The sequence below is a fragment of the Vibrio sp. R10-SF1-ISO8 genome (genome assembly GCF_059833805.1).
Window position 1 is genome coordinate 811,914 of sequence record NZ_JCBDHL010000021.1, and the last position, 13,694, is coordinate 825,607.

Consider the following 13,694-nt stretch of genomic DNA (forward strand, 5'->3'; position numbering starts at 1 on the left):
TGCGGTTATATTTTGCCCGGACTCTACGATCAGCATTTGTATACCTTTTCTACTGCGTTACCCGTTCATTGGTTACGGCAGCGCCATTTCAAAAATTTTCCTTGTATAAATAACCCACAAACTGCTGCAAAAATCAGCTTGATAGTTTTGTGGTAAGTATCACAGCGCATTGACGAAAGTAACAAAATTAGAGCTATTTACGACATCGTTCAATAAGTAATCGTTGTTCAATAGATTTCAGTGAAACAAAAAGGAAAAACAATGAAATCAATACAACGTTTACTTGATGAATTCTGTTCTCTCAATGAGCTTCCACCACTGCATATTGAAAATAATGGTCGTTGTCAGTTGCTTGTCGATGATCGCACACTGCTCTATTTTATCGCCACAGAAGACAATGAACTTTTGTTATCTGCTCGTGTGGGTGCATTGCCAAAGCAGGGTAGCTTAAGGAGCCGAGGTTTAGAGCTGTTGGCAAGAGCAAATTATTATGGGTTAGGTTGCGGCGGTCTGAATCTCGCCATATCACCAGATGGACGTCAAGTCATTCTGTTTGGTCGAAAAGCTCTAGAATTGCTAGATGCAGCAAATCTCACCCAGTTGTTCGATGAATTCAATCAACAAAGCTCGGAGTGGTCAGCGCGATTTTCCATGTTAGACCGTGATATTCCGCTCAATGAATCAAATCAACAAGCCTTTGCTCAGCAACTACGTGTATAGAGGAAGATATTATGGTGAATCCAGTAAAAGTTGGCCAAGCTAGTGTGCCAGATTTAGACCAGTTCCGTGCGGTTGCGGCTGCCAAAGATGACCGTGTAATCAGTAAAAAAGGTGAGGTTAAAGAGCCATCGACCTTCCATAAAGGGCATAAATACGCTGCGATTAGCGAAAATGTGCTTAAGCAAAAATACAACAAGTACTTTCAAGAGAATATAAAAACCCATTTAGACTTAAAGCAAGCACTGATAAAGGAAGAAAAGTACGACACAGCTATGTTGGCCTACTCTCTTATTAGCCCTTCAGGGTATAGAGGGGAGCCTCTGACAGAACGAAAAATCTTAGAGGTTGTCAGTCTTTTAGATGAAGTTAAAGTTGATGGAGATGCTTACCAAGAGCTCAAAAACAATTTTGATGCAATAAGCAAAGATGCTCGACTTCAAGCGAGCTTAGAGACCCAGTATCCGGGTAAGATGGACGGATTTGGTGCTGAGCTGCTCGAGATGGCGAAAGATAAACTAAAAGGGCCTGGGGTTAATGCGGCTATTAACCTGCTTCTACCGGGGGTGGGGTTGATTGTCGCTACGGGTCGAGAATTGCACAAAGCTTCTATCAACGGGGATGCTGAGGCATATCATCACCAATTAGAGCAGGTTTCGCACTTGCCAGGACGAGACCAACGCTTATCTTTACCAATGGAGCAAGCACTTGCCATTGGTCACGCAAAACTGTCTGCTGAAGGAGGGATAGGTGCCACGTTAGGAATGGCAACAGGAGGACTAGGTACATTTGGTGTAACTCCAGTGGCTACAGCAGGTGTGCTTCCTTTAGCTAAGGAAGCAATCGGAACTGTTGCGGCGTCGGGTATTATTAGCGGTGGCGGCTTTGTTGCGGGGCAGGCTGGTAGTTATGTTCTAAACAAAGAAGCAACTGAGTCATTGGCTGAGGAGGCCAACTCAGGTGTGTTGCCAAGGCTTGAGGTTGCCAATACAAAAGGAAACTTCACTTTTAGTATGCAAGACGCCGCATCGGTAAGAGCTCTTATGGTTTATCTAGGGCCAAAAGAGGACACAAACTTGACGGGCCCGGACGCTCCAGTAGAAGCTAAAGAGATGGAGAATGCTCGGTTAGCATTAAAGAAAATGCTCGGCTCGGCGCCTAGTGAGCATTTGGTACCAGACACCGACGCTATATTGAAGCTTAGCGAAGAAGATGAACCTAGCGAAACAGAGAAAGTGGCGACGGGCGCACTGAGAAAACTTCTCAACGAAGATTGGAACTGGTTGATGCCAGCAGTACGTTGCTTAGACGAAGGTAAGGCAGATCAGATCAATAAAAAGTTGACCTATAAATTGCCATTAGACGCCCCCAATGGCCGCGTAATGCTAGATAAGAGTCCTAACTTAAAAGATGAGCAAATTGATGCACTGGAGAGAATGGGTTCACCAAGCCAATTAAGGTTGCTCTATTTAGCAGAAGGCTGGGTATAATAAAAGGAGCGCAAGCTCCTTTTATTATATATGTAACTGTATGTTTTAACGGTTTTTATTGGTTGGCTTCTACTGAATCTAAAGAAGCTACCCACCTTAGAATCTCTGCTGTTGCCTCAATCAGATCTCCGGGGATGTATTGATCAAGTTGGCCATCGGCGTAAAGTGCCCGAGCTAGAGGGACCTTCTGCATTACCGGAATGCCTTCTTCCTGTGCGATTTTAATCATACGTTTTGCCATGGCATCGGTTTCTTTCAAAGTGATGATTGGAAGAGGGGTTTCTCCTTTTTTGTAGTAGAGACCGATGGCGATGTGGGTAGGGTTTGTTACTAATACGTTGGAACGCTTAACATTTTCACGTTGGTTAGATGCTTGAAGTTCTTGGTGTAATTGACGGCGTTTGCTTTTGATTTCTGGACTACCTTCCATTTCTTTATATTCGCGCTTAACTTCGTCTTTAGTCATTTTCAGTTTCTTAGTGTGATCGTATTTTTGGTAGGCAAAATCAGCTGTAGCAATCACTATAAACCCGACAGAAGAGATAATCATAAGCTGCTTAATCAACACGCCAGCTATGGTTGGAACGCAGTTTAGTCCACAGGTAGGGACTTGTAACAATGTATTCAGGTTGCCGCGAAGGGTAACCCAAATAATGCATGAAAGCAGACTGACTTTAAGTATCGATTTAATAAATTCGATAACACTTTTGAGTGAAAAAATCCGCTTTGCCCCCTCGACAGGGTTCACTTTTTTGATTTCAGGTTTAACAGATTCTCCGGTAAACAGAAAACCAAATTGGCCCATGTTGGCGAAAACTGCAACGAGTGCTGCAACAAGAATGATTGGAGCCAAGAGATAAGCCATTTCTTTAGCAATCGAGATGGCGACATCAAGCAACGCATCTTGAAAGCCTTGATAGGCCAGTTCACTGGGAAGTAGCAACAGGGCGGAAATGTGTTCAAGGTAATAATCTGAAAATGCAAACAGTACAGCAATGAGCACCAGTATCAATGAGGATGAGACGATTTCTTGGCTTTTTGCTACCTGGCCTTTTTGTCTCGCGTCACGAAGTTTTTTCGGGGTGGGTTGTTCAGTTTTTTCACCGCTCATATCTCAATCCTAGTGACTTAGCCAAATGGGGTTTAGTAGTTCGACAAACAAGGTGATATTGGGGAACAGGTCTTGATAATGATCCATCATTAAAGCGAGATAAAAGATCAGTAAAACACTCGCGACGGCACTTTTAATTGGCATAGCTAGGAAGAATACGTTGAGCTGAGGGGCGAATCGGCTAATGAGTGCAAGCCCAAACTCTGATAAGAACATCGCTAATACTAATGGTGCAGACATTAAGACTCCAAGCCATAACATTTGCTGGAACTGCCCGTAAAAGAATGTTACCCAAGCGTCGGTTACCGTTGGAAAGAAATCAATAACGGGCCATGAGTTATAACTTTTGAAAATCGCGTACATAAATGCGATATAGCCACCACCAGAAAAGAAGAGGGTTATGAGCGTTTGCGTCAACAGAACGGCTGTTGGCGTCGATTGTGACCCTAGTGTAGGGTTAAACATTCCTGCCATTGCAGCTCCGCGTTGGTTGTCGATCAAGAAACCACTAGCTTCCACTGCCCAAAATGGAATCGCTGCTATAAAGCCAATCAAAAGGCCCAATAAGATCTCTTTGCCGAGGATAACCATAATCCACAGCCCGTCAACCTCAGTAGGTAAGGCGTGCTGATTTATGATTGGAAAAGTAAATAGTGCCAGTGAGCACAGGACACCATTGCGGACCATAGTGCCACCTAACATCTGTTTGCTCAAAATAGGCAAAAAGATAAAACACGCCATCATTCGAGGTAGCGCTAAGCTGTAGACAAATAAAGCTTGATGGAGATCTTCGTAGTTCATCGTATCTGCGGGATCTTATCCATTGTAAGCGCGGCAAATGAATGCAGCTCGGCACCTAACCATTGGGTAGTGACAAACAGAGTAATGATGACCGCAATCAGCTTAACGACAAATCCGAGAGTCTGCTCTTGGACCTGAGTCAGCGCTTGTATCAGTGAGACCAAAGTACCGACAAAGGCAGCAACTAAAATGGGAGGCAGTGATAGTACCAAGACAAGTGTTAGTGCTTGTGTCGTAAAGTGAATGATTTCTGAAGGGTTCATAGCTAAATACCTTGTCAACCGTAACTCAACACGAGACCGTGAGTTAACTTGGTCCAGCCATCAAGTAGTACAAATAGCAGCAATTTAAAAGGCAGCGAAATGGTCATAGGGGATACCATCATCATCCCCATCGCCAACAGAATGTTTGACACAATCAAATCGATGGCGATAAAGGGAAGATAAAGTAAAAAACCTATCTCAAAAGCCCGAGTGAGTTCACTGACGGTAAATGCAGGCAATAAGAGCAATAAGCTGTCAGATTCAAGTCGGTCGACGTACTTTTGCGGCCATAAAGTTCGCGCAGCATCGGTGAAAAATGCGGCTTCTGTCTCTCGAATATGTTTTTTTAAAAACTCGCGATAGGGCTGCATCCCACTTTCAATTAGTCCCTCAACACTTGCTGAATCTTCTAGAGAAATCTCGTTTGCCTTCACATAGTCATAGGTTTCGAAGCCAACGGGTGCCATGATAAAAATAGATAAAATGATCGCAAGACCATACAACGCCATGTTAGGCGGTATTTGCTGCACGCCTAATGCATTTCGCAACAATGAAAAGACGACCGCAAGTTTGACGAAAGAGGTGGCCATCATTGCGATGAAAGGAATCAACGCCAGTAGCGCAAGGCTGACGATGAGATTGAGTTCGTCTGGCAGCTGAATCATATTAAGCGTTCTCGCCGATGAAAATTTCTAACAAGCGAACACCGAGCTTATCGTTAACATTAACAAGCTCACATTGACCTATCACTTTGCCATTGGCTCTTAATGTCACCGGTTTGGTTATGGGTTGGTCTAACTCAAAAACATAGCCTGGTTGAAGCTGAGTAAGCTGCTCTAAGGTTATCGCCTGCTGGCCAACATCAAAAGTAAGGTCAACTGGAAGTTGTTGATGATCGGTAATCGGCTCTTGGTTATGTAAATCGTTCATAGTTGGTTCTTTTTCCAGTATTTGAATGGTTTGGTCTTCAAGCTTGCATCGCCATAGATTTTTGCCCGATAGCTGAAAAACAACTTGCTGTTCAGCAACATAGCAGTGGTCAAAAAAGACAACATCGCCTTGTTCAAGTGCAGTGAAGTCGCTCACCGATAATTGAGTGGTGCCAAGGCACAACCAGATTGGCAGAGTGATTTTCTGATTGATTTTGGAGGATAGAGGTGGCAGAGCTTCGACTAGAACGTTGTTGCCTTGGCTCAGCCAAAGGCAAAGTGTATTGTTGTTATCCTTGGCAGTTAACATCAAGGTTTCACCTTGAGTGCTTTCTATCGTAATGGGTTCCAACTTGCTTAGAACCGGAAGCTGCCCAAACTGCTGTTTTAACTCACGCACATATGGCTCCAACTGAGCACCCAATAGCTCGAGCTGAAGTGAATCTGGTAGTGAGTCGAAAGAAGTCTCTTTAAGGATATCGCCAAGCCATTGCTGTAATTGTGCCGAAGCCAAGTCGATGTGTAGAGTTTGACTACCAATTATCGCTGTGAGTCGATACCCCGAAAACTGCGGCTTTTCCGCGATGGTGATTGATAAGCTCCCTCCATTATTGCCATGGAAGTAACATTGTTTGGTGCAAAGGCGATTAATCAGTTCAACGCTTTCGGCTTCGACTTTAGGAAACGCTAGTTTCATCAGTTTTCCTCCGGCTGCCATTCTTCATAAATGCTGCGTTGTTGACGTGAATGCTGCTGGTCATGCTGTTGGTCTGTTTGTTCTGTGACGGAGATTCTAATCGGTTGATCTAAGTTAAGACGATTAAGCCTTTCGGATAATTCTTGGCGTGCTTGCTGGTTAATGACTGAAAGTGCGTTATCTTGACGGATGGTTACACTATAACCTTGGTTATCTAACTTAATTTGGATCTCTCCACCTTTTAGCTGACCGTCATTGAGAAGCAAGCGCACCTCTTTCGAGGTGGTAGCATTCGGCAGCGATACTTGGATCTGCTCTACAAGCTGTTTGACGAGGTGAGACAGCTCGCGTTGAGTTGGCTGAGAAGCTTGATTGGTCATGCTCCTTAATATGAGTTCTCCCTGAGTCATCACATTAGAGGACTGACTTTGCATTGCATCTGTTTTAGGGGTTGAATGTGTCTCGAGTCGTTCAAAAGTAATCTCTTTTACTTCAGTACTGGATGCTCCACGGCCTAAAGCTGAGAGATTTGATTCATTTTTGCTATTGCCTAAAGAACCAGAGTTGCCCACCATTGTATTTTTGTAATTTTTATCCGTTGGTGACAAATTGGAATTTTGTCTTTGACTATTACTTTGAATGACCGGTGAGTTAACCTCTTGATTTGATGGGAGATTTTTCTCGCCAGTAGAGCGGCTTTCTACGGTATTCGTTTGTTCTGAATCTTTGTCGTTGCTTTTCTTTTTGCTTAGCTTTTTTTTGTCAGCCATCGCATTTTCGAAGCGAGATTGCAGGCGATTTGGGTCCTGCTCTAAAGCTTTTTCAGAGTGTACTTTTTGAGATGGATTTAGGGTCTGACCGTCAATGTTTTGCTTAATTTGCATTGTTCCCTCTACATTACCGCGACAGTGCGAAATTCTTCTTGTTCCAGTTCTTCTTGATGTTGTGCTAGCAGTTCTTTCTCTGCTCTCTCTTGTTCATATAGCTGAACAAATTTTTCGGTGGTTTTGTGTGCTTGTAAGGCGGCTTTTTTCTTGTCTTGCAAGAGTCGCTGTTCTTCTTCAAGTGCTTTCTTAGTTTCTGCAGATTTTTGCTTGAGCTCGGCTTCGCGTTCTCGTAACAGAGCAATTTCTTGTCGTAACGTTTCCAATTCCTTGAGCAAGACAGTACTTTGCTTGGCTTTGGCAAAGCGCCGTTCTTCTTCTTGCTCGCGCCAGTGATGGTATTCTTTGACCGTTTGTTCTGCTTTTAACACGAGCGCGGAAGCGCGGGAAACTCGGTACTCTTGCTGCTTGACGGCCTTATCGGCTTTGTCAGCACGAATTTTTTTGATGTGCAGAAGCTGGGCAATCATTGGTTAGCAATTCCCGTAAGTTGTTCAACCGCGCGTGTTAAGTCGCTTGGCTCATGAGTACCCTGACGAAGAAAAGTGCGGATGTTTTCGTTTTGAGCAATTGCCATATCTGCTCTAGGGTCTGTGCCTTGTTGGTATTCACCAATCTTAATTAGCAACTCGACTTCCTCGTATTTTGCTAACATTTCACGCATATGAGCCGCAGACTCTTTGTGCGAATCATCAACTATCTGGTTCATTACGCGACTTGCAGAGCGTAGTACGTCAATCGCGGGATAATGGTTGGTTGCCGCGAGCTTCCTAGACAGAATAATGTGCCCATCGAGTATTGAACGTGTTTCATCGGCGACGGGCTCTGTCATGTCGTCACCCTCGACTAACACAGTATAAAGAGCCGTAATTGAGCCTTTATCTGATTGTCCAGCGCGCTCCATCAACTTAGGCAATGCTGCAAAAACTGATGGCGGATATCCACGTCGTGTAGGTGGTTCACCGGCTGCTAAGCCAATCTCTCGTTGAGCGCGGGCAAAACGTGTGACTGAATCCATGAGTAGAAGAACGCGTTTTCCTTGGTCGCGAAAATACTCGGCAATAGACGTCGCCACGAAAGCAGCTTTTGCACGCTCCATCGCAGGGCGATCTGATGTCGCGACAACTAGTACAGAGCGCGCCATACCTTCTTCACCAAGGTCATGCTCTATAAATTCTCGAACTTCCCGTCCACGTTCACCTATAAGAGCAAGTACAGTGACATCGACGTCTGCAGAACGAATAAGTTTGGCTAGTAAAGTACTCTTACCGCCACCAGCAGCAGCAAAAATACCCATACGTTGGCCTTCACCGCAGGTAAGTAGGCCATCAATTGACCGGACACCTAGTGAAATGGGTTTTTCTATCAATTTGCGTTGCATTGGTGGTGGCGCATCTTGATAGACGGGATACCAAGAGGTAGGTTCTTGCATCTGTCCGCCATCAAACGGACGGCCAAGCCCATCAAGAATCTTACCTAGCAAATGTTCACCGACACCAACTTCGTGCATCTTTCCCAACGGGCTAACTTCAGTGTTGGACGAAATACCAAACATGTTGCCAAGCGGGGTTAGCAGTGCGTGGTGTTGTTGGAAACCCACGACTTCGGCCAACAAAGACAAAGTTTGGTCAGGATTACGGAGTTCGCAAAGCTCTCCCACGCGTACCCCTGGAACCACAGCTTTGATGATCGTACCAGTCACTTGAGTAACACGCCCTCGGATCTGGATCAGTCGCGTTTGTTTGATAGCGGATTGCTGAGTATCGGTAATATAGGAAAACTGGTTCAAACTAAAATTAATGCACAATGATTGATGATTGCGAGAATAGGTTTTAGGGCGTTCTATTTATAGTGACTATTAGTCGGGAGTTTTTAGAAAACTAAAAATGGGCTAAAAAAACGCGTCTGATTTTGACAGCTTGGAATGAGGGTGCTCCATATAATCGCTCTATAAATTGGGAAAATTGGAGCGTGAGTGAATGAGTACGATCAACAATCAAGTCACTACAAATTCGAAATTTGATGCGTCCGTAAGAGTTAGCCAAGATAGTGGTCGTCCTGATATTGCTAGTAGCAAAGGTGCCTATCGAGGAGAAACGGTCAGAGTGCACAATGCTACTCAGTCGCTATTCGATGCGATGGAGGAGTTGACGTCACTCGGCTCAGAAAAAGCAGAAAAAGACCTTAGCAAACGTAAAGTCAAAGATAGTGGCTCACGTGTTAATGAAGTTCACGAATTAGTCTCTGAGTATCTAAAGAAAGTTCCTGATTTAGAGAAAAACCAAAAAATTAAAGACCTTGCTGCCAAGATGGCAGGTGGCAATATTTCGACGATTGCACAATTGCAAGCTTATCTAAATGGTTTTTCAGAAGAAAAAAGCCACCAATACCTCGCATTGAAAGCGGCGAAGGAGTACCTCAAAGCAGGCCCAGACAATAAGCACCTGCTGGCGGTTATAGATCAAGCCTTAACGAAGATGGAGCAAAGTCCGGATTCCTGGTCTCAGATCGATACCGAAATCCGCGTTTCGCAATTTGCAGATGATTTTAGTCGGGAGCAAGAGTTCAGTAGCTTGCATCAGTTGCGAGGTTTCTATCGGGACACTGTGCATAGCTATCAAGGTTTAGGAGCTGCATATCAGGACGTCGTCGAGCGATTCGGTTCACAAGAAGTATCGACCGCTGTGGAGTTCATGTTGCAAGGCATGAGTGCAGATTTGAGTGTTCAAGGTAGCACGATTGACTCGGTAAAACTGCAACTATTGATGTCTGATATGCAGAAGCTAAAAACCTTAAACACGCTTCAGGACCAGGTACGCGGTCTGTTTCAAATGTTTCAACCGCAAAGGATGAGTCATGGCTTATCAGGATTCTGACTTAATGGCTGACATCATCGCTTTGGTTGAACAGCGATGGGTGGGTGCTGAAGCGGTTTGGAAGTTAGCTGAATCAATGGGTTTAATCTTGGTTGAACAAAAAATAGGTTTCTTTCGCGAGTTACACAAGTTGGTTCGATATATACCTGTAGACGTGTTCGCAGACGATGAGCAAAGACAAAACTTAATTCGAGCGGTGCAAACGGCACTCGATGAAGCTGTTGATAAAGAAGAAGAGGAAGCATGGGAAGATGAATTGGATTGACTCATCAGTGGATGATTTTTGTCGAGGAATGGGGCTAGATACAGTTGATTTTGCATCAACTGGTCGGGTGCAGTTGACATTCCAACTGAGTGGAACTCTCCATATAGAAAGACATCAGGACAACCTATTTTTGATGCTTTCAAGGGGGATCTCATGGCATCAATCGAGCGACCTGCTTAAAGATGCATTAGCACTGTGTAACTTTGATAATGGCTGGCCGTTTTCGGTTCGTACGGGCCTGTTAGGAGAAGAAACTCTCGTATTCTCAGCACAAATCAATGGTGAGGAGGTGACAATACCGTCCTTAGAACAAGCTTTTGCGTTACTGATTCGACTTCATAATGAAGTGGTTGGACAATGAATAAAATAAGCACACTAAATGTTGGAATCGAAGCATTTAGTCATCTTACAACTGAACAAGCTGAACACGACTTTCCGCAACGTTTTCAACTGTTGCCCGATGGCCAAGCGATAGCAACACACTTAGAACGTTTATATGATCTTCGTCCATCTGACCAATACCTCTTAAAGTTGGCTAAGCCAAAGTTAACGCAATCTGATCTATTGAGGCCAGAAAAGTATCGTGAACAGTTTGACCAAACTTTAGACACTATCAAGGTGTTAGCAGTTCAGCAGGATTCTAAAACACTAACTTCAGCAGCAAAAACGCTAGAGAGCAGCCAACTAGATCAACGTTATCTAACCATGGCGCTTAATCTATTGATTCAGGTCTAACGTGCAATGATAAGTAAAAAAGAATCAGAGCTATTGCTTGTGCATGCCGCGCTTCAAATTCAGTACCAACAACCAGAAAACGCGATCTCTTTGCTCGATGCACTACTGGAGCTTAACGCTGACAATTGGGAAGCAAAACGTCTGCTCGCTGTTGCTTGTCTCCAGACAGGGCGCTACACCCGTTCAACCATGTTGTGCGAAGAATTACTACAGGTCGATTCAAAAGACCATGAGCTGGGACTTTGGTTTTGCCTCAGTCAGGCCAGATGGAAACTGAATAATCAAGATGGGGCACGTCAGGCTCACAGACGTTACCTACTATCACTAAATAGTGAATCCAATGAATAAGTTGATTGATATATTAAATAAGGTCGGTCAGCGTAAAGATATTATGCTAGCAGTTATGTTGCTAGCGATAGTCTTTATGATGATTTTGCCGCTCCCGACAGGACTTGTAGATGTCTTGATCGGTGCGAACATGAGTATTGCGGTGGTGCTACTTATGTTGGCGATTTACATTACCACGCCGCTAGAGTTTTCCGCTTTTCCTGCTGTTCTCCTAATCACGACGTTGTTCCGTTTATCACTGTCTATCACAACGACACGCCTTATTCTTCTACAAGGTGATGCAGGCCAAATTGTCTATACCTTTGGTAACTTCGTGGTGGGTGGCAACTTAGTTGTCGGTATTGTCGTGTTCCTAATCATCACCGTAGTTCAGTTTATGGTAATAACCAAAGGTTCTGAACGTGTTGCTGAAGTTAGTGCGAGATTCTCGCTTGATGCTATGCCTGGTAAGCAGATGAGTATCGATGGTGATATGCGCGCTGGGGTGATTGATGTCAATGAAGCTAGGCACCGCCGCTCTCTGATTGAGAAAGAGAGCCAGATGTATGGTTCGATGGACGGCGCAATGAAGTTCGTAAAAGGAGATTCAATTGCGGGTTTGATCATCATCGTAGTCAACATCCTTGGTGGTGTAATGATCGGGGTCACTCAGAAAGGTATGAGTGCTTCAGAAGCGTTGGAATTATTTGCGATTCTAACGGTTGGAGATGGCCTAGTTTCACAGATCCCTGCGCTATTTATCGCTATTACTGCTGGTATCATTGTTACGCGCGTGTCTCATGAAGAGTCATCAGACTTAGGCTCAGATATTGGTGGGCAGGTAACGGCTCAACCAAGGGCCTTGCTTATTGGTGGCGTTCTTCTGATTCTGTTTTCTTTGATACCTGGTTTTCCAAAGATAACTTTCCTTGTTCTAGCCGCAGTGGTTGGGGGAGGGGGAATGTTTCTCTTTTACCAACAGAAAAAGCAAAATGAGACTGACACCTCTGACCTATCTACGTTTGTCGCTCAAGGAGCGGGTTCACCTGCAGCGATGCCAAATAAACCATCTCAGTCTCGAGTGAGTAAAGGCAAGTTAACCGAACAAGAAGAGTTCGCGATGACAGTACCGTTGCTTATTGACCTCGATTCAAGCTTGCAGGTACACCTAGAGGCGGTGGCACTTAACGATGAGCTTGCGCGGGTTAGGCGCGCTCTATACCTCGATCTGGGCGTTCCTTTCCCTGGTATCCACCTGCGCTTCAATGACGGAATGAGCAACGGAGAATATTTAATTCAGCTACAAGAAGTACCAGTTGCAAGAGGTCGAATAGAACAAGACAAACTACTCGTGACAGAGGGAGCAGAGCAGCTCGAGTTGCTCGGGATACCTTATGAAGAAGACGAAGATTTCCTACCAGGGGTCAAGAGTATCTGGGTGGCAAACAGCCATCGGGAAAAGCTAGAGACAAGCCATGTCGGTTTCTTAACTCCGGATCGAATCCTGACATTCCATTTATCACACGTGTTGAAAGACTATGCGCAAGACTTTATTGGGATTCAGGAAACTCGTTACCTACTTGAGCAAATGGAAGGCAGTTATGGCGAGTTGGTGAAAGAAGCACAGCGAATCGTACCTTTGCAAAAAATGACGGAGATCCTCCAACGTCTGGTTTCGGAGGACATATCTATCCGAAACCTAAGGGTTATTCTCGAAGCGATGGTTGAGTGGGGACAAAAAGAAAAAGATGTCGTTCAGCTCACCGAATATATTCGTTCAAGTTTGAAGCGATACATTTGCTACAAATACGCCAGTGGGCAAAACATGCTCCCTGCTTATCTGCTAGATCAAAGCCTTGAAGATACGATTCGTAATGGTATTAGACAGACATCAGCGGGCAGCTATCTGGCGCTGGATCCTTCGGTTACTCAGCAATTTGTCAGCGATGTAAAGCAGACGGTGGGGGATCTTAGCAGAATGCCTAATAAGCCAGTGCTTGTCGTCTCGATGGATGTACGTCGATACGTCAGGAAGCTGATTGAATCAGACTATTACGAGTTGCCAGTGCTTTCCTTCCAAGAGTTGACACAGCAAATTAACATTCAACCACTTGGTCGGGTTGGAATGTAATGGACAAACTCATTCGCTCTTTGCAAGACGCAGGGGTAGAGGCGACGCCATACTACTGGCAACAAAGCGCCATCAAGCTCGGTGACCGTATTGAATTTGATGGAATGGAGCTTGTATTTCGGGTTGAAGAGGGCGAGATCGTTATTGTTTTGCTTAGAAGAACCAGCATCAACCAAGGACTTCGAAACCCATTCTCCTGCCTGTTCATGCTTGCTGAACATGCGGTTAGGCTCTACCCACCAGACTGGGTGATTCGAGGCAATGTCGATGTGTTGCGTGGTAGTAACATGAGTAACCAACGGCTTGCGCAATTTTATCTAACGGCTTGTGGCGCCAGCCATGATGTAGAAGCTGACTGGTATTTACTGCGTTTAGCTGACTATAGGCCGTTGAAAAATAGAAAAAAGTAAAAAGTCTCGGCTGTTACTGACAGCGCGCGACGTTTTACTGCCTTTATGATGGAAAACA

At 44.7% G+C, this 13,694-nt stretch carries 17 protein-coding genes; 9 read left to right on the plus strand and 8 right to left on the minus strand.

The annotated features are described in order from the left end of the window. Nucleotides 1–261: 261 nt before the first annotated feature. Together AC6R00_RS21820 and AC6R00_RS21825 are read left to right on the plus strand one after the other, a co-directional pair. A complete protein-coding gene (locus tag AC6R00_RS21820; protein ID WP_500641906.1) occupies nt 262–720 on the plus strand; it encodes a type III secretion system chaperone in 459 nt (152 codons plus the stop codon). 11 nt (nt 721–731) lie between these two features. Beyond that, the gene (locus tag AC6R00_RS21825) at nt 732–2,207 is read left to right on the plus strand and encodes a CesT family type III secretion system chaperone (protein ID WP_500641907.1); all 1,476 of its coding nucleotides are present in this window, start codon (nt 732–734) and stop codon (nt 2,205–2,207) included. A 55-nt stretch (nt 2,208–2,262) separates the two neighbouring features. Here the strand turns inward: AC6R00_RS21825 and sctU are convergent, their stop codons facing one another. From sctU to sctN, 8 genes are read right to left on the minus strand one after another with little or no spacing between them, the layout of a single operon-like run. Beyond that, nucleotides 2,263–3,318 carry a type III secretion system export apparatus subunit SctU gene (gene sctU, locus AC6R00_RS21830; protein WP_367939686.1) on the minus strand — a complete coding sequence of 352 codons (1,056 nt, stop codon included), beginning with the start codon at nt 3,316–3,318 and terminating at the stop codon, nt 2,263–2,265. Between the two features lie 9 nt (nt 3,319–3,327). After that, on the minus strand, nt 3,328–4,119 hold the full coding sequence (sctT, locus tag AC6R00_RS21835; protein WP_500641908.1) for a type III secretion system export apparatus subunit SctT: 792 nt from the start codon (nt 4,117–4,119) through the stop codon (nt 3,328–3,330). Then, nucleotides 4,116–4,382 (minus strand): type III secretion system export apparatus subunit SctS, encoded by a 267-nt coding sequence (sctS, locus tag AC6R00_RS21840; RefSeq protein WP_004745567.1) that lies wholly within the window; start codon nt 4,380–4,382, stop codon nt 4,116–4,118. The genes sctT and sctS overlap by 4 nt, the downstream gene beginning before the upstream one ends. Nucleotides 4,383–4,396: 14 nt before the next feature. Continuing rightward, nucleotides 4,397–5,047 carry a SctR family type III secretion system export apparatus subunit VscR gene (gene vscR / locus AC6R00_RS21845; protein ID WP_004749292.1) on the minus strand — a complete coding sequence of 217 codons (651 nt, stop codon included), beginning with the start codon at nt 5,045–5,047 and terminating at the stop codon, nt 4,397–4,399. A gap of 1 nt (nt 5,048) precedes the next feature. Then, nucleotides 5,049–6,008, minus strand: a complete 960-nt coding sequence (gene sctQ / locus AC6R00_RS21850) for a type III secretion system cytoplasmic ring protein SctQ (protein ID WP_500641909.1) — start codon at nt 6,006–6,008, stop codon at nt 5,049–5,051. Then, nucleotides 6,008–6,892 (minus strand): type III secretion system needle length determinant, encoded by an 885-nt coding sequence (locus AC6R00_RS21855; protein WP_500641910.1) that lies wholly within the window; start codon nt 6,890–6,892, stop codon nt 6,008–6,010. The genes sctQ and AC6R00_RS21855 overlap by 1 nt, the downstream gene beginning before the upstream one ends. A gap of 8 nt (nt 6,893–6,900) precedes the next feature. Then, nucleotides 6,901–7,362: a type III secretion protein gene (locus tag AC6R00_RS21860; RefSeq protein WP_500641911.1), complete on the minus strand. Its 462-nt coding sequence runs from the start codon at nt 7,360–7,362 to the stop codon at nt 6,901–6,903. Further along, nucleotides 7,359–8,681 (minus strand): type III secretion system ATPase SctN, encoded by a 1,323-nt coding sequence (gene sctN, locus AC6R00_RS21865; protein WP_500641912.1) that lies wholly within the window; start codon nt 8,679–8,681, stop codon nt 7,359–7,361. The genes AC6R00_RS21860 and sctN overlap by 4 nt, the downstream gene beginning before the upstream one ends. A 190-nt stretch (nt 8,682–8,871) precedes the next feature. On the opposite strand from sctN, the gene sctW reads away from it, so the two are divergent. From sctW to AC6R00_RS21900, 7 genes are read left to right on the plus strand one after another with little or no spacing between them, the layout of a single operon-like run. After that, entirely contained in the window at nt 8,872–9,768 is an 897-nt protein-coding gene (gene sctW, locus AC6R00_RS21870; protein ID WP_500641913.1) for a type III secretion system gatekeeper subunit SctW, read from the plus strand. Beyond that, nucleotides 9,749–10,033, plus strand: a complete 285-nt coding sequence (locus tag AC6R00_RS21875; protein WP_500641914.1) for a TyeA family type III secretion system gatekeeper subunit — start codon at nt 9,749–9,751, stop codon at nt 10,031–10,033. Before sctW ends, AC6R00_RS21875 begins: the two co-directional genes overlap by 20 nt. After that, nucleotides 10,020–10,394, plus strand: a complete 375-nt coding sequence (gene sycN, locus AC6R00_RS21880) for a type III secretion chaperone SycN (RefSeq protein WP_004745558.1) — start codon at nt 10,020–10,022, stop codon at nt 10,392–10,394. Before AC6R00_RS21875 ends, sycN begins: the two co-directional genes overlap by 14 nt. Continuing rightward, a complete protein-coding gene (gene vscX / locus AC6R00_RS21885) occupies nt 10,391–10,768 on the plus strand; it encodes a type III secretion system protein VscX (protein ID WP_004745557.1) in 378 nt (125 codons plus the stop codon). Before sycN ends, vscX begins: the two co-directional genes overlap by 4 nt. Nucleotides 10,769–10,774: 6 nt before the next feature. Then, a complete protein-coding gene (sctY, locus tag AC6R00_RS21890) occupies nt 10,775–11,116 on the plus strand; it encodes a type III secretion apparatus assembly chaperone SctY (RefSeq protein ID WP_500641915.1) in 342 nt (113 codons plus the stop codon). Continuing rightward, nucleotides 11,100–13,226, plus strand: coding sequence for a type III secretion system export apparatus subunit SctV (gene sctV, locus AC6R00_RS21895; protein ID WP_500641916.1), 2,127 nt, complete (start codon nt 11,100–11,102; stop codon nt 13,224–13,226). Before sctY ends, sctV begins: the two co-directional genes overlap by 17 nt. Then, nucleotides 13,226–13,636 carry an LcrR family type III secretion system chaperone gene (locus AC6R00_RS21900; protein WP_500641917.1) on the plus strand — a complete coding sequence of 137 codons (411 nt, stop codon included), beginning with the start codon at nt 13,226–13,228 and terminating at the stop codon, nt 13,634–13,636. Before sctV ends, AC6R00_RS21900 begins: the two co-directional genes overlap by 1 nt. Nucleotides 13,637–13,694: the final 58 nt, after the last annotated feature.

What these genes read in the sequence shown, in the direction of transcription:
- AC6R00_RS21875 (WP_500641914.1), top strand. Translation starts at nt 9,749, where the DNA reads ATGGCTTATCAGGATTCTGACTTAATGGCTGACATCATCGCTTTGGTT.
- AC6R00_RS21860 (WP_500641911.1), bottom strand. Translation starts at nt 7,362, where the DNA reads ATGATTGCCCAGCTTCTGCACATCAAAAAAATTCGTGCTGACAAAGCC.
- sctQ (WP_500641909.1), bottom strand. Translation starts at nt 6,008, where the DNA reads ATGAAACTAGCGTTTCCTAAAGTCGAAGCCGAAAGCGTTGAACTGATT.
- sctU (WP_367939686.1), bottom strand. Translation starts at nt 3,318, where the DNA reads ATGAGCGGTGAAAAAACTGAACAACCCACCCCGAAAAAACTTCGTGAC.
- vscX (WP_004745557.1), top strand. Translation starts at nt 10,391, where the DNA reads ATGAATAAAATAAGCACACTAAATGTTGGAATCGAAGCATTTAGTCAT.
- sctT (WP_500641908.1), bottom strand. Translation starts at nt 4,119, where the DNA reads ATGAACTACGAAGATCTCCATCAAGCTTTATTTGTCTACAGCTTAGCG.
- AC6R00_RS21820 (WP_500641906.1), top strand. Translation starts at nt 262, where the DNA reads ATGAAATCAATACAACGTTTACTTGATGAATTCTGTTCTCTCAATGAG.
- sctW (WP_500641913.1), top strand. Translation starts at nt 8,872, where the DNA reads ATGAGTACGATCAACAATCAAGTCACTACAAATTCGAAATTTGATGCG.
- sycN (WP_004745558.1), top strand. Translation starts at nt 10,020, where the DNA reads ATGAATTGGATTGACTCATCAGTGGATGATTTTTGTCGAGGAATGGGG.
- sctY (WP_500641915.1), top strand. Translation starts at nt 10,775, where the DNA reads ATGATAAGTAAAAAAGAATCAGAGCTATTGCTTGTGCATGCCGCGCTT.
- sctS (WP_004745567.1), bottom strand. Translation starts at nt 4,382, where the DNA reads ATGAACCCTTCAGAAATCATTCACTTTACGACACAAGCACTAACACTT.
- AC6R00_RS21855 (WP_500641910.1), bottom strand. Translation starts at nt 6,892, where the DNA reads ATGCAAATTAAGCAAAACATTGACGGTCAGACCCTAAATCCATCTCAA.
- vscR (WP_004749292.1), bottom strand. Translation starts at nt 5,047, where the DNA reads ATGATTCAGCTGCCAGACGAACTCAATCTCATCGTCAGCCTTGCGCTA.
- AC6R00_RS21900 (WP_500641917.1), top strand. Translation starts at nt 13,226, where the DNA reads ATGGACAAACTCATTCGCTCTTTGCAAGACGCAGGGGTAGAGGCGACG.
- AC6R00_RS21825 (WP_500641907.1), top strand. Translation starts at nt 732, where the DNA reads ATGGTGAATCCAGTAAAAGTTGGCCAAGCTAGTGTGCCAGATTTAGAC.